Here is a 20,602-nt window from a genome sequence, read left to right on the forward strand (position 1 = left end):
TTTAGATTTCAATCAAACAGCAAGAAAAACAGTAAAGAACACGACAAACGTATTGTTTTTTAATATTGAAAATAGACATAGTGTTGAGTAAGTGAAATGCTGGCAGCACTAAAAAACGACTTGATAAGAAGACTGTTCGAATGAAGAAATCTGTATTATTTAATAGAACACTCAAATTTATCGGATATTGATTTTGGCAATCGATTTGGAACTTTAATGCTACAAATTTGCTTCAAAGAAGAACATGACTAACTATTGATTTAATTGGTAGCCCCTACAGGAATCGAACCTGTAACTGCCCCTTAGGAGGGGGCCGTTATATCCATTTAACTAAGAGGCCACTCAAAAGCTGAAGTAAAGCTTACAGAAAATTATAACGGTCTAAGGCTTTGGTAATCAAGAAAATAAACCAATCGACTTGTGAGTAAGCCGATTGGCAAAATGATGAAGTTAGTTAACGCTAGCCGTTGCTGATTGGATTGACTCATGTTTTAGCACAAAATATGGGATCACTTTTTGTGCGCTGGCAATAACCAACTTTGAGTTTAAATTAATTACTCGAGCATTTACTTCAACACCATTTGGGCGGTATATCAGCGTGCCTGTAAGTACATGACTAGCAATGCGGCGCTCAGCTAACTCTTCTACATCACGCGACATCACAAAATCACCACGTGAAGTCACACTAATGATATCCATCGCTTTAAAATCAACAACGCCAAAGCCGAATTTTTGCAGCTGGTGCATCATTGTTTCAGAGAGTTGATTACCAAGTTGAGAGCTGTTTTTTAGGCTCGCATCTAAATCAACAAAGCTAGTAATGGCTATTCCTAACTCGCTTTCTTGTTGCATGGTATCCACTAATTCAAGGGCCATTTGCTCGACATAATTAACAACGGTTTTATGATGTTGATAAGGCACAAATAAACGATGGTTAGCGTTATCCTGCTGCATATCTTTTTGCTCAAGCGCTTGCAGCATAGCAACATAATCGACTTGAGTACTTGCTGATGCAGGTGCACTTTGAGCGGTATTTTGCGGCTCTGCTGATTGCTCTGGCAGCAATTGGCAGCCAGAAAGCGCGAGCGTTAACGATGCGAAGACAAAACCTTTCATAGCTTACTCACTTGCTTGTTTAAGTGTAATACCATCACTACGGTTGGTGCTATCAAGGGCATCAACCACTGATTGTGGTATAAAGCCTTGCGCTGACCCTACAACTGCTTTGCTTGCTAAACCAACAATGCGGGCATTAACGAGCACACCACTTTGATGATTAACCAAAGTACCCGCCAATACATAATTGAAGTTTTGATCTTGGCTTAGCTCTAAATAATCACGACTGAAAACATAGTCACCACTTGGCGTGACACGCATATAATCAGTGGTTTTAAAATCAATGACAGGTACACCAAATGCATGAAGCTCATGAATGAAACTTTCAGCAATTTGATTACCTAGCAAATTCGTTGAGTTGTAATCTGCATCAAGGTATACAAAGCTTGAAACAGCAACCGGCGTGTTATCGCTAACATATTGCAAGTTTTCAACTAAGTCCTGCATGATGCCACGCACATAGTGATTAATATTTTTGCGCGTTGGTGCAGCGGTAAAGGTGCTGTTATTCATCACCGCCTGATTGGTTTGAAACACACTGTAGTTACTATGCGGCGCGGCAACTTCTCTTTGCGCAGCTAATTGAGGATCATTATCGTGTTGTGTTACATCACCAGTTAACATTGACGAGCAACCAAAGCCAAAAGGCAAACATAAAGTTAAAATTAAACGTTTCATTAAATGAGTTCCTCTTAATATTCGCTTCGATACAACTGGCCATCACGTTGCTGAACTTTTTCAGCGCCCCACATCACATTGATAGGGATCTCGGTGCTTGCTGCTGACACTATTCGCAGATCTTTGGTATTTACCAATCGGGCGTTAACTATGTAGGCATGTTGTTGCCGCGTTAGTGTGCCGGTAATAACAAAGTCAATATTCTGACGTTGACGCAAGGTATTTACATCACGACTAAGTACACTATCGGCCGATTGCTGCAAATTTAAAGTCTTTTCTAATCGATACTCTATGGTATGGAAACCAAGCTGAGTAAATTGCGTTAATAAACTTTCTTGAATTTGCTGACTCAAGCCACTGCCCTGATCTTCTGCTAAATCAGTACCTAAGCCATCAGCCATATAGAAACTGGTCACAGCAATACGTGCATTGCCTTTGTAAGGGCCTTGAATACGGCTCAGCTGACTACTTAGATCAGCAACGTATTGATGCACCGTATAAGGTGCCATCGGCGATTTTGGGGTTTCTCTAGGGGGCGCTTTTTGTGGCTTTTCAGTTAAGCTACAACCCACCAACACTAAAAAAACTGAATAAAATAACAGGCGCATAATTGCCATCCTCACTAAACTTAGTAAGTACAAAGCAATAATTATGCCTAAGTATTATTGTTGGTGAGATAAATCAAGCGGATTTTGCACATAGTGCGATACCAAGCATGCCACCCCGACAGATGCTAACTTTTTACAATCATTATCTGCTTGCTGCTTTTGTTGATATGCACCAATTTTCAAACGATGAAAAGTGCTGCCATTTACAGTTACTGACTCTACATTAGCAATAAACTGACCATGAAATAGTGCTGGCGCTTGTTTTTTAATTTCAGCAAGGCGAGCTGTTAGTCGAGGTAATTCTGTTACGGAAGCAAGTTGTAGTGCAAACTTAGCTTCAGGCTCCGCAATAAACTGAGGTGCGGTTACAGATGACTTTTTAATCTTTTCAGGCTCAGTTTGCTGCGCATTTAGCAAAGTAAGTTGTTCAGTGAGTAAGGTTAACTCACTTTCTATTGTCAGCAAGCGCTCAAGCTCTGGCTTCATCGCTTGGAATTGTTGATGCGACTGTCTCAGCTCTAGAAGCTCTTGTTTGCTAATTTTCACTAAGTTTTCTTCACTCACTTGTGGCTCTGATACGCTTTGGCAACCAAAGATAGGAGTAACCAGTAAAACTAACCATACTTTCTTCAGATTTTGAAAAGTCGTAAAAACCATAATTTACTCCTTGCTAGTGTTGAACATGCTGCTCTGTTACATGGCATTTAATTGCTTGTGATATTAGCTGCACACATTGCTGTTCAAGCTCGTTTGCAGATTGTGCGTCATAGCCAATCGCAAGCGTGTAGTGTGCATTTGCTTTATCGTGAATATAAAAAGCGTTTTTTAACCCTTGCTGTAACAAACGCTGTTTCACCAATGAGTAATACACCTTTAATATTTTCAGTGAATTAAACTTGCCAATACTCGCTATATATCCCTGGCGCTTTTCGAGTGGCCGCAAAGTAATGTCAACTCCCACCAGCACATCACCTTTGGGCGATAACTGTATTTTATGTGTTTGAGTACTAGTCAGTGATTTTTGTCCTTGGTACTGCTTATCTACAATCGCCTGATACTTACCGGGCTTAATATCAGTAAACAAGTAATAGCCATCATAAGCCGCTTGCGTAGTTGCTACATCATTACCTTGCTCATCCACTAAAGTAATTTGGGCATAAGGTTGAACATTAGCTCCTTGCTCTGTCTGCTGATAAACAGTGCCTTCTATTTCGCTGGCATTATTTACTGGGTAATCCATGTACTCAACAAAGCCTGCTCGTGGTGTTATGGAGAAACCATCGTGGGCGGGGATCATAAAAGGGTCAGCAAAACTGTCACGATCGAGCACTATATCTGTTGTGCGGTTAGCTGGCATAGCAGAAAGAATCGCGATCCCTTGTTCATCAGTAATCGCTTGGCGATAATTTTGTAAGCCTTTTACTTTAACACCCGCCAAGCCCTTCTCTGTACTGTCTTTAATACCATTATCATTTTCATCTAAAAACACATTAACCATTAAGCTACCTGTATTGGTCAATGTTCTGTTGCTCATAAATGGTTGATTATATTGGCTATCAAAACCAAAGCTAAATCGGCTATTTAAGCGAATTTGCCATTGGTCATTACTATCGTAATTAACATTACTGCTTAAGTTAATCCTGTCATTTTGCCACGTTAGTCCTAATTCTGCAGACTGAACATCGTAATCTAGAGAGTCCCTTATAGTTAACTCTGCTTGGAGACTCGGGCCTAAACTTCGGCTAAATTCAGCTTCATAACTTGCTATCTCACTCACTGGAGAAAGTCGATAATTAATACCAAACCGACTGTACACTCTGCCTAGTCGTGTTTGTAAACGCGTCATACCATCTACACTTTCTTGCCCGGCGCTTGGGTCTTGCCATTGCAATAAATTATTTATTGAGACGTTTGCATAGCTGTAATTTAAACGGTTATAAATTTGCTTTAAATCACCACTTTGTGCGTGTTGAACTAAAAAGTTGTTTTGATAATTAAGACGCCCAAAGTTGTTTTGCATCAGCTCACCAGACATATCAAATTGATAGCTTTTCAGCGTTATATCTCGACCATTCAGGTTATCTGTACGGTTCGTTGCGCTGAGTAGCAAAGACTGATCAGCCAGTTTAGTTCTTGTTGTTAATTTAAATTCTCTTTGTTGTTGATTGTTTTCTTCATATTCCAGATTAACTAATAACCTATCTAACAAGCTGAGATTCGTTCCTAGAGCAACATGGTATAACTCATCTTGCTCTTGCTTTTGCGCCATAAAGCCTGAGTACATAGCAACGTTATCACTCAATCCATATTGGTATCGCCCTGCAGCAACCCAGCCCTTGTTTGCACTATTACTGTAATTACCTAATAACTGCTTGCCTTGCTCTGAAACAGATAACTCATAGACTGCTTCCCCTTGTTCAAGCTGCGTACCATCAATGTAGTAATATTCTGTTTTTCGCTCTACTTGCCCTTGCGGACCATAAAAAATCAACTCAAAGTTATTTTCACCAAACAGTAAATCAACGTCAGCAAAAACATAGCGCCCATCCGCCAAGCTCAATTGCTGCTCAATTAAAATACCATTGCGGTATAATTCAACATCCCAACCTGGCTGTACTACACCAGTTAGATTCACTCGATTATTATTAACTGCTTGCCCAAGTTGATAATTCGAAATTTTAACTCCGCGCCCGTACTGGTTGTTATAACGGCTGCCAACTTGCGTAGCTGTGACATCACCTACCTCAATAAGACTTGCAGCAAGTGGACCTAACAGCTGATTATTCACATCTTGCTTGGAGAAAGTTAGTCTTGAGTTATTCAATAAATCACTTTCACGGCCCGATAAAAAGTATTCCATAGTAAGGTATGCAAAATCTTGCGAGCCAAGTAATGAGTAACTTGCCTGACTACCATCATTATCTTGGGTATAGTTCAATTGTAAGTCAGCCACAGGGACAGATAAGGCCTGATATGGGCTTGGTTTCCAAGGTAAAGTTGCTTGCTTTTGAGTACTATAGCTTTGTAGTTGTTTTTTATGTCGCTGCGCTTGGGCGTCAACCGGATAAACAGACTCAGTTTCAATATACAGCTCTAAGCTTGCGTAATCAGAGCGATGCTGAAATTCTAAAGCCTCAGCGAGTACTGCTGCCTCTATATAAATATCATCATCAACACTAATTTGTTGTTCTGTAAGCTGCCACTTTTTTGTATCTGTAATCAACTGTTTTTGAGCTGTTAATTGAAAGGTTTTATTGGTGTTAATGAACCAACCTTCGGCCCTCTCGGCTGATATATCGACATTAATTGCAAGCTGTAAAATATCAACTAGCCCCGAAACGCCAAGCAATATGTCTTGATCAGACTTAAGGGCAAACAACTCACCTAAATAATTTTCATTTAAATAAATTGAAAATAGCAAAAATTCCCCAGTGGCAATTCGTTGCTGAGCGTCTAAGGTATCTGCAGAATGATTAACAGCAGGTATATGCTTAGATTGTGGAGCGTAAAGCTGTTCGCCATTTAGCTTAGCTCTTATGGCATTGACTCTAGCTAGTACATCCTCTGTACTCACAGTCGAATTAGCAACGCTGATAGGACTTAATAGCATAAGCCCTAACGCAAATAAGCGATTCATAAATTTTTTCGAATTAATCCCTAATGTCGAATAGGCAATGAATATGAGCCAAAATCGACGCCTTCATACTCATCGGCACCTTGATATTTAAGCTCAATGTTCCCTTGTTTTGGCAACTGTTTACCAGAGAATAAATCTAACAACACAGTCGCTTGTTCAATTTCAGGGTATAGGCTTAGATTCCCGATTTCTGCGATTTTTTCTTGTTTACCTGCAGAATTAGTAATATACGCGCTAAGTCGACCGTAACTACTAAAACCTTGTTGTTCAGTTAATTTAACGGCAATTTTTGGTTTTTTGTTTAGAGAATCTTCAACTATTTCTGCAGTTTGAAATGCAACTTTTGGCAGCTCACCTTGTTCACGATATACAACTGGAATACTAAAACTCAAAATCATATTCACTTTAAGTCCAGCCTTAGCTGCCTTATCTTCATTTGGTAAGGCTTGAAATAGTAAATGGGAACGATATTCCCCTTTAGCCAAATCCTTAGGCTTTCTAATTGCTATTTTAATCGTTTGCCTTTCGCCAGGTGCTAAGCGAATTTGCTTTGGTGATAAGCGTGCCATAGGAGAAAGGCTCGTGGTTACTGGCTCACTCAATGTTTGATAGCCCCCACCAGGTAGCGCTAATTTTTCGCTCCATACCACGCGGTATGTACGGTACTCTTCTGAGCTATTAATGACGGTGACTTTTGCGCTTCGTTGGCGCTCATCAAATGAAACCCGCGTTGGTGAAATAAGTAAGTTTGCCGTTGCATATTGACTGAAAAAAACAAAAAGAAGTCCACATAAAAGACGTTTTGCGAACATATCTATCCTTAGTAATCGACTGATATTTCTAAATAAGTTGTAGAAGAATACTGACCATCAGCGTATGGTTTAGCGCTACGGTCTGTCGTTAAAATACCGCCAATAAATACTTTTGCTTCACCAAATTCATTGGTAATCACATATTTAGGAAAACCATTAAGGCGTACAGAAAATCCAGCACTCGAGTTGCCATCGATATCATGTGTTAAGTCAACTGGGGCAACTAGATTCATAGTTAGCTGAGTTCTAGCTGGAAAGTCAGTAAGTAATAATTCTGCAGGGCGGCCATTTTTAAGAACATAAACCGAGCCCTGCGTATTGATACTGCCATCATCTTTGACGATTACAGAGCTGGTATTTGTATTAGCTAGAATAACTAGAGTACCAAAATCAAGCGCTTGTTGCTCTGTGCTCGCAGCCTGTAAGGGTGTTGAGAACACACAAAATAAAACAGTAGCTAAAAGCAAAAAGCGCATGACTAATTACCTAGTATTATTAGTAAGCAACTTCTAATTGGAAAGTGCCGGTATACTCAACATCACGATAAGGCTCAGATGACGCCGAATTTGAGGTAGATAAATTGGCACCAATGTTAAACTCAACACTGCCGTCTGCATCTGCTGTTAAGTTTGGGCTGCCTGGAAGGTAATAAGCATTTGCATTTGGGCCTGAAGTAATAAAATACTTCCATTCATCAACAATAAAGTTTGGCTCATTTAAACCTTGTCCATCAGAAGCTAAAATATTAGCTGTAGGATCAGTAATCGACAAACGCGCATTAGGCACCGCTTCCGATACCGTAAATGAAGCAGGAGACCCTTGCTCAATAATTGAAATAATCGCAGGAGATGCATCTGTTCTTGTTGAAACAGGGCTTGCATCAGGTTCTGGGTTAATTGTTAAAACAGCTTGCGCAGCACCTGAAGGATCGGCTACGGCACGAATAGTACCAAAATTTAGATCATTTCCTTTTGTTAAAACAACTGAGTTTTGAACCTTTACTGTTGCACTGAAAGATTCAGTAGTGGCATAAGAATAAAAAGCAGAAAATGCTAATGAGCATGCAATTAAAGAAAGAGGTAATTTCATATTAAGTCCTTATAAATAAATGGCTAAGCCATTTTGCTGTATCTTAAGCTTTATCGACCTCTAGAACAAATACTTTAAGGTTAATCCCCTAATTTCCAAGAGGAAAGATACTTATAGCATCTCCCCAATAAAAGGGGCTGTCACACAAGTTTGCCCCATTCTTTTGGCTATCTCACAAAAAGCTGTCGCCTGAGTATAATTTACAAATGGACCTGCTCGTAATCCATACAAGGTTACCCCTTTTTGCTCACGAGTTTTAAAGCGAAAATCTAGGTCATTTAAAACAGCAGGATAATCACGTTTAAGGTTCAAGACCTGATGTCTGACCTTTTTCGGCGTTAAATATAAGCCTAATTGCACACCTGCTTCTGCTGCTTTGTTTGCAGCAATAATCGTTTCTAATGAGTCGATTGATGATGATTGCTGAGATTGTATTTGCTCACTTTGGTGATAGATCACATCATTTTGCGGCTCAAATGCCGATGGTTGTGCAGTTAAATCACTATTAGCCGAAAGTACCTCGATTAACAACGCAAGGTCTTTTTCCATTGCAGCAAGACGTTCAATGCTAGGCTGTTGATTTTGCCACTCGGCAGCAAATTGCTGTACCTGCTGTTCAGTATAAACAGGCTGGCTTTGTTCTTGGCTCATCATACATGCTGTTAAAGCAGTCAAGCAGATGGTTAACAATAAATATTTAGAGAAAAAAGAAAAATGCATGGTGACGTCAATTCTAAAAAACAGACTTAAATATTAGCAATAAAAATGCCACCTTTAGAGTGAATATTTGACGCTAAAAATAAATTCGATTATCTGTGTATTTACTAACCCAACAATCAATACCTTGTCGCTTAATAGCCGCGCAGTCAGCTTTCGCATTTTTTAAATACTTATAGCCTCCAAACTTTAAGCGGTAGAAAGTTCTATCATGCACGTCTGCAACTTCAACATTCAAAATTGGTTTACCTTGAAAAATACTAGGCGCTTGTTTTGCCATTTTATGAAAGGTGACTTCTATTGCGGTCTCAGAGCTAACTGATGCTAACTGTAACGCAAAAGTATAATTAGGTTTTGTAGGTGCTAATATAGCAGCAGTGGCTAGGGTATTTTTTTGTGTAGCCGTTGATTGAAGCTCAGAACTAGTTTTTACATTAATTTGAAAAATAGGATCGATTAAGCGAAGTGCAAAACTTTGCATAGAATTAACGGTAGAGCTTAGCAGCAGCTCATTACTGCAACCAGAAACAGTTAATAACACCATTAGGTATATACTGCAGCGAAAAGGCTTGAAGTAATCTTTCATAATCAGGATTCTTAAACGTACCGTTAAAAATTTGCTTCTTACTTTGAAGAAGACTATCTGTTAGTACTTACCTGTACATCAAAAGCTAAAAGATAATTTAAGATATTTAAAATAAACACTAACATTATGTTTTTATTATAATTTCAGTTTAGTGCTTTAATTCGCTGCAAATCATGTTGTCAGTAAAAAGTAGCTTTATAACATAAACAATTTGCAGCAAAATTATTAATGCTTTTCATTACTCAGTTAACTAACTGAATTAGAGCAATTAATCACCATACTCATCTTAACAACCCTATAAGACAAAGGTATATCAGAAAAGTCCCTAATTTGTTAATAATCAACAATTGTCAGCTGCTTGTAAATAACAAAAAAGTGCCATATAGGCACTTTTTTAACATAATTTATTACTAAGTAAATAGAATTGGTTATTTAACCAACGACTTTATGAAGTCGCTCAATTCAACTTTGAATTCCTCACGTCGTAAAGCAAATTCAACGATGGCTTTTAAATAACCAATTTTGCTACCACAGTCATGGCTTTTACCTTTCATAGAGTATGCATCAACCGTTTCTTTTTCCATTAGCATGGCTATGGCATCGGTTAATTGAATTTCATCACCTGCCCCAGCTGGAGTTTTTGCTAGTAATGGCCAAATATTTTTGCTCAGTACATAGCGACCCACAACAGCAAGATTTGATGGAGCTTGATCAATAGGAGGCTTTTCAACCATATTCAAAATTGCGGCGCTTTCACCTTGATTGATTGTTACATCACCTAAGTCTACTACACCGAACTTGTCTACTTCGTTTTGCGGCACAGGCTCAACCATAATTTGGCTCTCACCGGTGGTTTCAAAACGCTGGATCATTTCAGCTAAGTTATCTTTTTTAAGATCGCTCGCCACATCATCGATGATCACATCCGGTAAGATAACAACAAACGGTTCATTACCTATAATAGGCGCCGCACAATTTATCGCATGACCAAGGCCTTTCGCTTCACCTTGACGAACGTGGATAATAGTCACATCTTTCGGGCAGATTGACTGTACTTCAGCAAGTAACTGACGTTTCACACGCTTTTCAAGTGTGGCTTCTAACTCAAAACTGGTATCAAAGTGGTTTTCAATTGAGTTTTTACTTGAATGCGTTACTAAAACAATTTCTTTAATTCCGGCTGAAATTGCTTCATTTACAACGTACTGAATCAACGGGCGGTCAACAATAGGAAGCATTTCTTTAGGGATTGCTTTTGTTGCAGGTAACATACGCGTGCCAAGGCCAGCAACTGGGATCACTGCTTTCATTGATTTCTCCTTAAATTTTATTGTTCTTAAACTGAAAACGGATACTTAATTGCATCGTGACACTGATAACCTACTACTTCAAAATCATCTTTTGTAACCCAGCTTTCAATGTCTTCTAATGATTTAATATTTGGGTTTATTTTTAATTCTGGCGACGCGAAAGGCTCTCGCTTGAGTTGTACATCACGCATCAACTCAAGTTGGTTTTCATAAATATGCGCATTCGCTATTTTATGATACGCCTTACCCGGTTTATGTCCGGTTATTTGTGCAACTAAAGCAAGTAACACAAAACATTGAATTTGATTAAAGTTCAGACCCAGCGGCACATCACAGCTACGTTGGTATGATGTCAAGTATAGAGTATCGCCTAACAGAGAAAAGGTATGTGTGTGCATACAAGGGCGTAAACAACCTAGCTCAAATTCACCTGGATTATAAAAAGTGACGATTTCACCGCGATCATCAATTCCTTTCGATAAGTTATCGATAACTTTTTTAAGCTGATCAAGGTGGCTACCATCAGGGCGTTGCCAACTGCGCCCTTGAACACCATACACACGGCCCATATCATCCTCACCACGACGATGCGGATTTTCAAGCCACGCTTTGTTCTCGTTCGCGTTGGCATTCCAAGTCATACAGCCGATATCACGAAACTGTGCAGCGCTGTCGTAACCACGTAAATAACCCAGTAACTCCGCTATCGCCGCTTTGTAAAAGCTCTTTCGCGTGGTGATGAGCGGAAACTTGTTATTTGCCACATCATATTCAAGATCGGCATTAATTACGGTTAAACATTTGGTTCCTGTGCGTTTGTTCTCAACCCACACACCTTCGTCAACAATACGCTGACATAAATCTAAATACTGTTTCATTGATTTGCTCTTGTTATGCTTTGCTTGCCACGCTTTGCTGCGGCTTTTTATAGGCCCATATTAACAAACCAAGGCCACCAATTACCATCGGCAATGACAGTATTTGACCCATAGAGATAACGCCTGCAAATAAACCTAAATGAGCATCTGGTTCACGGAAGTATTCAACAATAAACCTAAACGTACCATAGCCAAGTAAGAACACCCCAGCAACACTTCCCGCTGGACGAGGCTTTTTGATAAACCATTGTAAGATTAAGAACAGCACTAAACCTTCTAAAAAGGCTTCGTATAATTGGGATGGGTGACGAGGCTCTGGGCCACCTGTAGGAAAAACAAATGCCCAAGGTACATCTGTCACTCGGCCCCATAGTTCGCCATTAATAAAGTTACCAATACGTCCGGCTAATAAACCAAGCGGCACAAGTGGCACTACAAAGTCACCTACCTCAAACAATGATTTTTTACGGGTCCAAGCAAAGATTGCAATAGCTGTAATGACACCCAGGGTGCCACCATGGAACGACATACCACCTTGGTCAATTCTGAATAAATACAGTGGGTTTTCGATAAAGTAGCTGAACTGATAAAACAATACATAACCAATACGGCCACCGAGTATTACCCCGAGCATGCCGTAAAATAATAAGTCACTGACTTGTTCTTTTGTCCAACCTGAGTTTGGTTTTGCTGCTTGGCGATTAGCAAGCCACATAGCCAAAGCAAAACCAATTAAATACATTAAACCGTACCAACGTACGCTGAGCGGGCCTACCGAAAAAATAACCGGATCGATATCTGGAAATTGAAGAGCCATAAAAATAAAAACCTTTAACTAAACACCATTTTAAGCGCAATTATGACAAGTAATAGCGCGAATACTTTTTTTATTGTTGCCACAGGCAAGTAATGCGTGGCTTTGGCACCTATAGGCGCAATGAGCGACGAGGTAACCACAATCCCCACTAACGCAGGTAAATACACAAATCCGGCAAATCCATCACTGAAAGATGTTAATTGCCAGCCAGCAGATACGTAACCCACCGAGCCAAACAGCGCAATGACAATACCACAAGCAGCAGCACAACCAATGGCCTTTTTAATATCAACGGAAAAATAATGCAGTAGCGGCACAATAAGCGCCCCACCACCAATACCAATTAGTCCTGAAAGTGCCCCCATTATGGCACATAAAAAGCCAAGAATAGGCCCTGATGGAAGCGGCTTTTCACTGGCGGCTTTTTTACGTGTCGATAACACCATTCTAAGTGCGATAAACACCACGCTACCGGCAAAAACAAGGCGCAGCAGTTGCTCAGGAATAAAGCTTGCTGCAAAGCCACTGATCAATGCGCCTAGGCCAACGCCAGTCATAACCCAAGGAGCAATTTCCCATGGCACGTTAGCATTACGATGATGAGCAAAGGCTGAAGACGTCGAGGTAAAAATAATGGATGCTAACGAGGTTGCTATCGCGATAACTAATACATGGCTTGGGTCGGCAACATTGAACGACACTAATAGCGCACTAAGTACCGGCACGATAATCAGACCGCCACCAATGCCTAATAAGCCTGCTAAAAATCCAACCACGCTGCCCAAAATTGCGCAGTACACCATTAAAAGTATTACATCATGCATAGCACACTCATATATTCAATTTGTTATATACATATACTAAACTAATATATATACCCAAACCACCTCAAGATGCGAGTTTCAGTTGGAATTAAAAGCGATTTAGGCAAGGCATTGATTGCATGTAATAGTGGTTCTATTGTTAAAATCAATAACGCAGTATAAATCGCTTTTAAACCAACCCTTTGGGCGTTTCACAGGCACTTACTCTCATCGTTGTTACTTCTTAAAAGGAACTGCCATTGTTGCACAGTAACGCCTTGATATTAAGCACCTGTGAAACGCTGAATTCTACATCTTGAGGTGGCTTGGGTATAAGTGCTTCACAGCACAATTTTCCCTCATGCTTGACCTTGGCTTGGGGTGTAAAATAGCTCACCGAGTTGATGTTCAATCATAAAGTTACGCGTTAACCTAAGTACATGTTTTGCAGTGGGTTGTAATAAACACTCAGCAAGTAACTTTTCCATATCACTGACATTTAATCGTCTAAGCACAAACTTAATTTTACTAATCGAAGCAAAGTTCATACTCAAGCTTCGATAACCCATTGCAATAAGCAGTAATGCGCCTTCTGGATCGCCGCCTAACTCACCACACAAGCTAAATGGCAGCTCATGTTGCTGACACTCCTGTGCTATTTTTAACAACACTCTAAGAACACTTGGGTGATAAGGATTAAATAGCTCAGCAACGCGGGCATTAGAGCGGTCAACTGCCAGCATATACTGGGTTAAATCGTTGCTACCTACAGAGCAAAAATCGACTTTTTGCGACCACTCTTCAAGCATAAATACACTTGAAGGTACTTCTAACATCACCCCGATTTCAGGGCGCTCAATGGCTTGTTCGGGGTATTGCTCACTTAACTCAAAATAGGCTTGTTCGAGCAGCTTTAAAGATTCATCGACTTCTTCTGAGCCACTGATCATCGGCAGCATAATTTTTAAATTCCCCAAACCAATGTTGGCTTTTAACATCGCCTTGAGTTGATCTAAAAATAGCTCGGGGTGATCTAAGGTCACACGAATACCACGCCAACCTAAAAATGGGTTTTCTTCGGTTATATTGAAGTAATCTAAAACTTTATCACCACCAATATCGAGTGTACGCATCACCACAGGATTAGGGTGGTAACTCGTTAGCACTTCGCGATACCAGTTTTCTTGTTCTGACTGTGAAGGAAATTGGCCTTTTTGCATAAACCAGGCTTCGGTGCGATAAAGACCTACCCCATCGCAAAATGGCTTATTGTCATGCTCGGTATTTAATTCAAGACCCGCGTTTAGTAACAAGCTAATGTGTTCGCCATCTTTAGTGACGGCATCTAGGTTTTGCTCTGCAACAAAACGGTCGTTCAATAAGGCTTCTTGATATTTAAGCTGACTGTATTCCTCTTGCAGCATTTGTGAAGGAGAAATATATAAACGCCCTGCATAGGCGTCTAATATCATTTGCTTGCCTTCAAACTGCAATAACGGCACATCTTCAATGCCCCAAATTGCTGGGATCCCCATAGCACGAGTTAAAATTGAAGCATGGCTATTTGCCGCACCATTAACACTCACAACCCCAGCAAGGTGGCCTTTAGGTACTTCAGCGAGCATTGCGGGGGTTAGTGTACCGGCAATTAAAATAGTGTCTTTAGGGTAAGGTTTTGCCGCATGCTCAGTATTAACTAAGTGATGTAAAACCCGTAAACCAATATCTTTAACATCAACAGCGCGCTCTTTAATATAAGGGTCTTGCATAGCATTGAATTGAGTCACCAATTTCTCAATAACAATTTTCAGAGCACTTTTGGCGTTCCATCCTTGTTTTAATTGCGCTTCAACATTTTGACCAAGACTCTTTGCATCGAGTAACTGCTGATAAACATCAAATACAGCAAGTGCCTCTTGTGGAATGGAGTCACTCAGTGTCATAGATAAGGTATTAAACTCGTTACGCGTTGCAGCAACCGCTTGTGTAAATAGCTTGCGCTGGGTGCTCACATCGTCGTCTTTTTGCAGTTCTATAGAGCTAAAGTCAAGTTTAGGGATCACTACAAAGGCTTCGCCTATGGCAATACCCGGCGCACTTGATACCCCTTTTAATACTGAGGTTTGGTGTGAAAACTCATCGACACGTAATATTTCTTTTATTTCTGCATGCGCTAACTGAGAAGCTAGCTGGGCCGAGAGCGTAATTAAGAATGACTCTTCGTCAGGGCTAAAAACACGGGCTAGTTTTTGTTGAACAACAATAACGCCTAAAACCTTTTTCTGATGCACGACTGGCACTGATAAAAACGCGTTGTAGCCTTCTTCATTAACTTCAGGTGAGAGTTTAAAACGAGGGTGAGATTTAGCAAAAGCTATATTAATGGGCTCTTCACGCTGAGCAACAAGGCCAACGAGACCTTCGGTAAAACCTATACGGAACTTACCCACGGCATCTGGGTTGAGGCCTTGGGTGGCCATCAAAACAAAGTTATCTTGGCTATAGTCGGCAAAATAAATCGAGCAGCACTGTGTTTGCATGGCATCTTTTACCATTTGCACAAAACACCCCAGCGCACTGTTTAAGTCCGCCTGTTGCGACACTGCCTCAGCAATTGATCTGAGCGTGGCTAACATGATGCTGCTCCTTTGATTTAAATAAGGTTGCCCCTATCGTTTATGTCGCCAATGATCTTTGTGTTGCTCTCGTTTATTAAACGGCATTGCAAACGGAGCAAACTCTTTCATTACTCGACGATATACATCGCGCTTAAACGAAACAACTTGCCTAACCGGATACCAATAACTCACCCATCGCCAATCATCAAACTCGGGGTGATGAGTTTTAAGTAAATTTACATCTTCATCTTTGCAACGAAGTTTCAGTAAAAACCATTTTTGTTTTTGCCCAATGCACACAGGACTTGAGTCTCTGCGAATTAAACGCTTGGGTAATTTATAGCGTAACCAATGTTTAGAACTTGCGACGATCTCAACGTCTTCAGGAAGCAAGCCCACTTCTTCGTGTAATTCTCTGTACATGGTTTGCTCAGCAGTTTCGCCGTCATCCACACCACCTTGGGGAAATTGCCAAGAGTGTTGACCATAGCGACGAGCCCAAAATACTTGTCCCTGATTATTGCAAATTACAATTCCGACATTGGCACGAAAACCTTCGGCATCAATCACCTTAGTGCCTCATTTGTAAGTCGATTTTTATTGATTGTTCCACATAACCTGCGATACAGCAAACACTTTACACCTAAGCCTAAATTAGATTGAAAAATTATTTTTTAACAAACATGTTTAATCAAGGTGTTACGAAGTAATTATCATAAAAATGTGCTGTTTGATTAAAATAACTATTTACAACCGTATTTTTATCACCTTACCCACAGCTTGTGCATAACTTTTGTAAATCATGCCTAAATTGCAAACAAATCCACAATACACAGTTAAAATATCCACTTTCTCCACAGAAACTGTGGATAAACATGTTTATATATCTGTATTTATACAAACAACTGATTAATTAATGAAATAGAAACACTGTACAAAAACAGCAAAATAGATAAATATCAATTAGTTAGATTATGACACCGAAAAATAAAACTGATTATTTTTAGCCCACACTTAACGTGCGCAAAAAACACCCAAACACAAAGATATCCACTAAGGCGCGCATTTGCTATCATGAACCGGATAAATAGACAATCAAATAAACGCCTTATGCGACCTATAAAACCAGCCTCAGTAAACGAATTAATGCAACGTGTTGATACTATTGCTGGCCTCACCCTAGGGCAGCTAGCCGAGCAATATCAGTTCAAAACCCCTGACGATTTACTTCGTGAAAAAGGCTGGACCGGGCAACTTATTGAATATGTACTTGGCGCAACGGCAGGTTCAAAACCAACACCTGATTTTGAAGAGTTAGGTATTGAGCTAAAAACCTTGCCGATTTCATTTAAAGGCAAACCTCTCGAAACAACCTTTGTTTCGGTAACGCCGCTATTAAATGTTACAGGAATGACTTGGCAGCAAAGCACGGTTCGTAAAAAGTTGAATCATGTTTTATGGCTACCGATTTTAGGCGAACGTGAGATACTGCCTTTTCACCGTACCATAGGCAGTGGCTTTTTATGGCAGCCAAGTGCAGAGCAAGATGCCCTTTTACAGCGTGATTGGGAAGAACAAATGGAGCTAATCGCCCTTGGGCGCGTAGATGAAATTTCGGGTCATTTAGGTGATGTAATGCAAATAAGGCCAAAAGCAGCCAATAGCAAAGCACTGACTGATGCAATTGGCCCGAATGGCCAGATAGTACAAACCTTACCTCGCGGCTTTTATCTAAAAACCAGCTTTACCGGCGAGATCCTAAAACAACAATTTCAGCTATAAAAAAACCTCCCGAAGAAGGTTTTTAAGGTCTTGATGAGCTAAAAGCCAGATTACTGACCTTTAACCTCTTTAAGACCATTGTAAGGTGCTTTCTCACCTAATACTTCTTCAATGCGAAGTAATTGGTTGTACTTAGCAATACGGTCAGAACGGCTTAATGAACCCGTTTTGATTTGACCCGCTGCAGTACCTACTGCTAAATCAGCAATTGTCGCATCTTCAGTTTCACCTGAACGGTGTGAGATAACAGCTGTGAAGCCAGCGTCTTTAGCCATTTTGATAGCAGCAAGCGTTTCAGTTAATGAACCGATTTGGTTGAACTTGATTAGGATTGAGTTAGCAATACCGTTATCAATACCACGCTTTAAGATCTTTGTGTTAGTTACGAAAAGATCATCACCTACTAATTGTACTTTGTCGCCAATTAGTTGTGTTTGGTGTGCGAAACCATCCCAATCAGACTCATCTAAGCCGTCTTCAATTGAAACAATTGGGTATTGCTCTGTAAGGCCTTTAAGGAAGTGGTTGAATTCTTCAGAAGTGAATTTTTTACCTTCGCCTTTAAGATCGTAGATATTCGCTTCTTTGTCGTAGAACTCAGATGCCGCACAGTCTAGAGCTAGAGTGATATCTTTACCAAGCTCATAACCTGCATTTGCAACAGCGACCTTGATTGCAGCAAGTGCCGCTTCGTTTGATTCAAGGTTAGGAGCAAAACCACCTTCATCACCTACTGATGTAGAGTGACCTTCAGCTTTAAGTACTTTTGCTAGGCTGTGGAAAACTTCAGCGCCCATGCGTAACGCTTCACGGAAGTTTGTAGCGCCAACTGGCTGGATCATGAACTCTTGAATATCAACAGAGTTATCAGCGTGCTCACCACCGTTGATGATGTTCATCATAGGTAATGGCATTGAGTAAACACCTGGTGTGCCGTTTAAGTCTGCAATGTGCTCATAAAGCTCAACGCCTTTAGAGTTAGCAGCCGCTTTAGCTGTTGCTAAAGACACAGCTAAGATAGCATTTGCACCTAGTTTTTCTTTGTTTTCAGTACCATCTAAGTCAAGCATTACTTGGTCAACCGCTTTTTGATCCACTGCGTTTTGACCTTTAAGCGCTTCAGCGATTTCGTTATTGATATAGCCTACTGCTTTTAAAACACCTTTACCTAGGTAACGTGCTTTATCACCATCACGTAATTCAAGCGCTTCGCGAGTACCTGTTGATGCACCAGAAGGTGCTGCAGCACGGCCCCATGAACCATCAGCTAAATGTACATCAGCTTCAACAGTTGGGTTACCACGCGAGTCCATGATTTCGCGACCAATCACTTTTACGATTTCTGACATCTTGATTCCTCTTTTCCCGAAAATGGTGAGTTAGTGCCAGCTTTATTGTTGCTGGCTTTTTAAAACAAATAAGCCGTGCATATAGCACGGCCTATTTAAATTACGATGACGCTTTTTGGTGAGTGTGTGCAGCTGCAACAAACCCTTCAAACAGCGGGTGACCATCACGTGGCGTTGACGTAAATTCCGGATGGAATTGCGCGGCAATAAACCAAGGGTGATCTTTATTCTCGATGATTTCGACTAGTTTCTTATCTTCAGATAAACCAGTGAAACTTAAGCCAGCTTTTTCAAGCTGCTCTACAAAGTGGTTATTCACTTCATAACGGTGACGGTGACGTTCAACTATTTCGTCACTTCCGTATACTTCGCTTACTTTTGAACCTGGTGTTAAGTGACACTTCTGTGCACCTAAACGCATAGTGCCACCAAGGTCAGATTGCTCATCACGGATTTCAACGTTACCGTCAGCATCTTGCCACTCTGTGATTAAACCAACAACTGGGTGCGCAGAGTTTGCGTTAAACTCAGTTGAGTTTGCATCTTCAAGGCCTGCAACGTTACGCGCATATTCAATAAGCGCTACTTGCATACCTAAACAAATGCCTAAGTAAGGAACTTTGTTTTCACGTGCATATTTAGCCGCTAAGATCTTACCTTCAACACCACGGCCGCCGAAGCCACCTGGTACTAAGATAGCATCAAGGTGAGATAATAACTCAGTACCTTTGCTTTCTAAGTCTTGTGAATCAACATATTCGATGTTCACAGTTAAACGGTTTTTCAGACCCGCATGCTTTAATGCTTCGTTTACTGATTTATATGCATCTGGTAGTTCTATGTACTTACCAACCATACCAATTGTCACTTCACCTGTCGGGTTAGACTCTTGATATAACACTTGTTCCCACTCAGATAAATCTGCTTCTGGGCACTCAAGGTAGAAACGACGACATACGAAGTTATCTAATTCTTGTGACTTAAGTAACGCAGGAATCTTATAGATGCTTTCTACGTCTGGTAATGAAATAACGGCTTTCTCTTCAACGTTAGTGAAAAGTGCAATCTTCGCACGCTCGTTATTTGGTAATTTACGATCAGAACGACAGATCAAGATATCAGGTTGGATACCAATCGAACGTAATTCTTTTACTGAATGTTGTGTTGGCTTAGTTTTAACTTCACCTGCAGGGCCTAAGAATGGCACTAGCGTTAGGTGGATAAACAATGCGCGCTCACGGCCAATTTCAGTGCCAAGCTGACGAATTGCTTCTAAGAATGGTTGTGACTCGATGTCACCAACTGTACCGCCAATTTCAACGATTGCTACATCGCGACCTTCAGCACCGTCGTATACACGTTGCTTAATGTCGTTTGTGATGTGTGGAATAACCTGAATTGTTGCACCAAGGTACTCACCACGACGCTCACGTCGTAATACATCTTCATAAACACGACCTTGTGTGAAGTTGTTGCGGCTAGTCATCTTGGTACGGATGAAACGCTCATAGTGACCTAAGTCAAGGTCAGTCTCTGCACCGTCTTCAGTTACAAATACTTCACCGTGTTGAATTGGGCTCATAGTGCCTGGGTCAACGTTAATGTAAGGATCCAGCTTTAAAATAGTCACGTTAAGACCACGTGCTTCTAAAATAGCGGCTAATGACGCTGCTGCAATACCCTTACCCAACGAAGAAACAACCCCGCCAGTTACGAAGATAAATTTTGTACTCATGCGAACCCTAGAATATCAGGAATTAAAAGGAATAATATAGAATCAAGACGGGGCGATATTGTAGCAA

Annotated in this window: 19 protein-coding genes and 1 tRNA gene; 1 reads left to right on the forward strand and 19 read right to left on the reverse strand. The window is 40.6% G+C overall.

Going from position 1 to position 20,602, the window contains the following annotated elements; translation table 11 throughout:
* Positions 1 to 265 precede the first annotated feature (265 nt).
* The 17 genes from BIZ38_RS14495 to rppH form a co-directional block, all read right to left on the reverse strand.
* Positions 266 to 340, reverse strand: a tRNA-Arg gene (locus BIZ38_RS14495).
* Positions 341 to 450: 110 nt separating this feature from the next.
* Entirely contained in the window at positions 451 to 1,116 is a 666-nt protein-coding gene (locus tag BIZ38_RS14500) for a FlgO family outer membrane protein (protein WP_187490594.1), read from the reverse strand.
* 3 nt (positions 1,117 to 1,119) lie between these two features.
* Positions 1,120 to 1,794 carry a FlgO family outer membrane protein gene (locus tag BIZ38_RS14505; RefSeq protein WP_138600292.1) on the reverse strand — a complete coding sequence of 225 codons (675 nt, stop codon included), beginning with the start codon at positions 1,792 to 1,794 and terminating at the stop codon, positions 1,120 to 1,122.
* Positions 1,795 to 1,808: 14 nt separating this feature from the next.
* Positions 1,809 to 2,402, reverse strand: a complete 594-nt coding sequence (locus BIZ38_RS14510) for a FlgO family outer membrane protein (protein WP_054554363.1) — start codon at positions 2,400 to 2,402, stop codon at positions 1,809 to 1,811.
* Positions 2,403 to 2,456: 54 nt separating this feature from the next.
* Positions 2,457 to 3,059, reverse strand: coding sequence for an SPOR domain-containing protein (locus BIZ38_RS14515; RefSeq protein WP_187490595.1), 603 nt, complete (start codon positions 3,057 to 3,059; stop codon positions 2,457 to 2,459).
* 13 nt (positions 3,060 to 3,072) lie between these two features.
* Complete coding sequence (locus tag BIZ38_RS14520; RefSeq protein WP_222938054.1) at positions 3,073 to 6,039, reverse strand: MSCRAMM family adhesin SdrC; 2,967 nt, start codon at positions 6,037 to 6,039, stop codon at positions 3,073 to 3,075.
* A gap of 20 nt (positions 6,040 to 6,059) precedes the next feature.
* Positions 6,060 to 6,851 (reverse strand): molecular chaperone, encoded by a 792-nt coding sequence (locus tag BIZ38_RS14525; protein WP_187490596.1) that lies wholly within the window; start codon positions 6,849 to 6,851, stop codon positions 6,060 to 6,062.
* Positions 6,852 to 6,859: 8 nt separating this feature from the next.
* Complete coding sequence (locus BIZ38_RS14530) at positions 6,860 to 7,327, reverse strand: DUF4402 domain-containing protein (protein ID WP_054554359.1); 468 nt, start codon at positions 7,325 to 7,327, stop codon at positions 6,860 to 6,862.
* Between the two features lie 19 nt (positions 7,328 to 7,346).
* Entirely contained in the window at positions 7,347 to 7,940 is a 594-nt protein-coding gene (locus BIZ38_RS14535) for a DUF4402 domain-containing protein (RefSeq protein WP_138618693.1), read from the reverse strand.
* A 111-nt stretch (positions 7,941 to 8,051) separates the two neighbouring features.
* Positions 8,052 to 8,594 (reverse strand): SPOR domain-containing protein, encoded by a 543-nt coding sequence (locus tag BIZ38_RS14540; protein WP_187490597.1) that lies wholly within the window; start codon positions 8,592 to 8,594, stop codon positions 8,052 to 8,054.
* Positions 8,595 to 8,733: 139 nt separating this feature from the next.
* The gene (locus BIZ38_RS14545; protein WP_187490598.1) at positions 8,734 to 9,201 is read right to left on the reverse strand and encodes an SPOR domain-containing protein; all 468 of its coding nucleotides are present in this window, start codon (positions 9,199 to 9,201) and stop codon (positions 8,734 to 8,736) included.
* Positions 9,202 to 9,671: 470 nt separating this feature from the next.
* Positions 9,672 to 10,553 (reverse strand): UTP--glucose-1-phosphate uridylyltransferase GalU, encoded by an 882-nt coding sequence (gene galU, locus BIZ38_RS14550; protein WP_187490599.1) that lies wholly within the window; start codon positions 10,551 to 10,553, stop codon positions 9,672 to 9,674.
* A gap of 26 nt (positions 10,554 to 10,579) precedes the next feature.
* Positions 10,580 to 11,431 carry a thymidylate synthase gene (locus tag BIZ38_RS14555; RefSeq protein ID WP_138600286.1) on the reverse strand — a complete coding sequence of 284 codons (852 nt, stop codon included), beginning with the start codon at positions 11,429 to 11,431 and terminating at the stop codon, positions 10,580 to 10,582.
* Positions 11,432 to 11,444: 13 nt separating this feature from the next.
* A complete protein-coding gene (gene lgt, locus BIZ38_RS14560) occupies positions 11,445 to 12,248 on the reverse strand; it encodes a prolipoprotein diacylglyceryl transferase (RefSeq protein WP_054554353.1) in 804 nt (267 codons plus the stop codon).
* A gap of 14 nt (positions 12,249 to 12,262) precedes the next feature.
* Positions 12,263 to 13,072: a sulfite exporter TauE/SafE family protein gene (locus tag BIZ38_RS14565; RefSeq protein WP_166341782.1), complete on the reverse strand. Its 810-nt coding sequence runs from the start codon at positions 13,070 to 13,072 to the stop codon at positions 12,263 to 12,265.
* A gap of 338 nt (positions 13,073 to 13,410) precedes the next feature.
* The gene (ptsP, locus tag BIZ38_RS14570; RefSeq protein WP_166341784.1) at positions 13,411 to 15,687 is read right to left on the reverse strand and encodes a phosphoenolpyruvate--protein phosphotransferase; all 2,277 of its coding nucleotides are present in this window, start codon (positions 15,685 to 15,687) and stop codon (positions 13,411 to 13,413) included.
* Positions 15,688 to 15,720: 33 nt separating this feature from the next.
* The gene (gene rppH, locus BIZ38_RS14575; protein WP_054554350.1) at positions 15,721 to 16,239 is read right to left on the reverse strand and encodes an RNA pyrophosphohydrolase; all 519 of its coding nucleotides are present in this window, start codon (positions 16,237 to 16,239) and stop codon (positions 15,721 to 15,723) included.
* Positions 16,240 to 16,779: 540 nt separating this feature from the next.
* Here rppH and mutH point away from each other — a divergent pair.
* A complete protein-coding gene (mutH, locus tag BIZ38_RS14580; RefSeq protein ID WP_187490600.1) occupies positions 16,780 to 17,451 on the forward strand; it encodes a DNA mismatch repair endonuclease MutH in 672 nt (223 codons plus the stop codon).
* Between the two features lie 50 nt (positions 17,452 to 17,501).
* Here the strand turns inward: mutH and eno are convergent, their stop codons facing one another.
* Both eno and BIZ38_RS14590 read right to left on the reverse strand, forming a co-directional pair.
* Positions 17,502 to 18,800 carry a phosphopyruvate hydratase gene (eno, locus tag BIZ38_RS14585; RefSeq protein ID WP_062566760.1) on the reverse strand — a complete coding sequence of 433 codons (1,299 nt, stop codon included), beginning with the start codon at positions 18,798 to 18,800 and terminating at the stop codon, positions 17,502 to 17,504.
* Positions 18,801 to 18,900: 100 nt separating this feature from the next.
* Positions 18,901 to 20,535: a CTP synthase gene (locus BIZ38_RS14590; RefSeq protein WP_054554346.1), complete on the reverse strand. Its 1,635-nt coding sequence runs from the start codon at positions 20,533 to 20,535 to the stop codon at positions 18,901 to 18,903.
* Positions 20,536 to 20,602: the final 67 nt, after the last annotated feature.

It is taken from the genome of Pseudoalteromonas sp. BZK2 (genome assembly GCF_014349195.1).
Lineage (GTDB): Bacteria > Pseudomonadota > Gammaproteobacteria > Enterobacterales > Alteromonadaceae > Pseudoalteromonas > Pseudoalteromonas simplex.

Bases quoted from the DNA above. Each gene is read 5' to 3' on its own strand.
- lgt (WP_054554353.1), bottom strand. From the start codon at position 12,248: ATGGCTCTTCAATTTCCAGATATCGATCCGGTTATTTTTTCGGTAGGC.
- mutH (WP_187490600.1), top strand. From the start codon at position 16,780: ATGCGACCTATAAAACCAGCCTCAGTAAACGAATTAATGCAACGTGTT.
- BIZ38_RS14520 (WP_222938054.1), bottom strand. From the start codon at position 6,039: ATGAATCGCTTATTTGCGTTAGGGCTTATGCTATTAAGTCCTATCAGC.
- galU (WP_187490599.1), bottom strand. From the start codon at position 10,553: ATGAAAGCAGTGATCCCAGTTGCTGGCCTTGGCACGCGTATGTTACCT.
- BIZ38_RS14535 (WP_138618693.1), bottom strand. From the start codon at position 7,940: ATGAAATTACCTCTTTCTTTAATTGCATGCTCATTAGCATTTTCTGCT.
- ptsP (WP_166341784.1), bottom strand. From the start codon at position 15,687: ATGTTAGCCACGCTCAGATCAATTGCTGAGGCAGTGTCGCAACAGGCG.
- BIZ38_RS14555 (WP_138600286.1), bottom strand. From the start codon at position 11,431: ATGAAACAGTATTTAGATTTATGTCAGCGTATTGTTGACGAAGGTGTG.
- BIZ38_RS14545 (WP_187490598.1), bottom strand. From the start codon at position 9,201: ATGGTGTTATTAACTGTTTCTGGTTGCAGTAATGAGCTGCTGCTAAGC.
- BIZ38_RS14505 (WP_138600292.1), bottom strand. From the start codon at position 1,794: ATGAAACGTTTAATTTTAACTTTATGTTTGCCTTTTGGCTTTGGTTGC.
- BIZ38_RS14525 (WP_187490596.1), bottom strand. From the start codon at position 6,851: ATGTTCGCAAAACGTCTTTTATGTGGACTTCTTTTTGTTTTTTTCAGT.
- BIZ38_RS14540 (WP_187490597.1), bottom strand. From the start codon at position 8,594: ATGATGAGCCAAGAACAAAGCCAGCCTGTTTATACTGAACAGCAGGTA.
- BIZ38_RS14590 (WP_054554346.1), bottom strand. From the start codon at position 20,535: ATGAGTACAAAATTTATCTTCGTAACTGGCGGGGTTGTTTCTTCGTTG.
- BIZ38_RS14530 (WP_054554359.1), bottom strand. From the start codon at position 7,327: ATGCGCTTTTTGCTTTTAGCTACTGTTTTATTTTGTGTGTTCTCAACA.
- BIZ38_RS14500 (WP_187490594.1), bottom strand. From the start codon at position 1,116: ATGAAAGGTTTTGTCTTCGCATCGTTAACGCTCGCGCTTTCTGGCTGC.
- eno (WP_062566760.1), bottom strand. From the start codon at position 18,800: ATGTCAGAAATCGTAAAAGTGATTGGTCGCGAAATCATGGACTCGCGT.
- BIZ38_RS14510 (WP_054554363.1), bottom strand. From the start codon at position 2,402: ATGCGCCTGTTATTTTATTCAGTTTTTTTAGTGTTGGTGGGTTGTAGC.
- BIZ38_RS14515 (WP_187490595.1), bottom strand. From the start codon at position 3,059: ATGGTTTTTACGACTTTTCAAAATCTGAAGAAAGTATGGTTAGTTTTA.
- BIZ38_RS14565 (WP_166341782.1), bottom strand. From the start codon at position 13,072: ATGCATGATGTAATACTTTTAATGGTGTACTGCGCAATTTTGGGCAGC.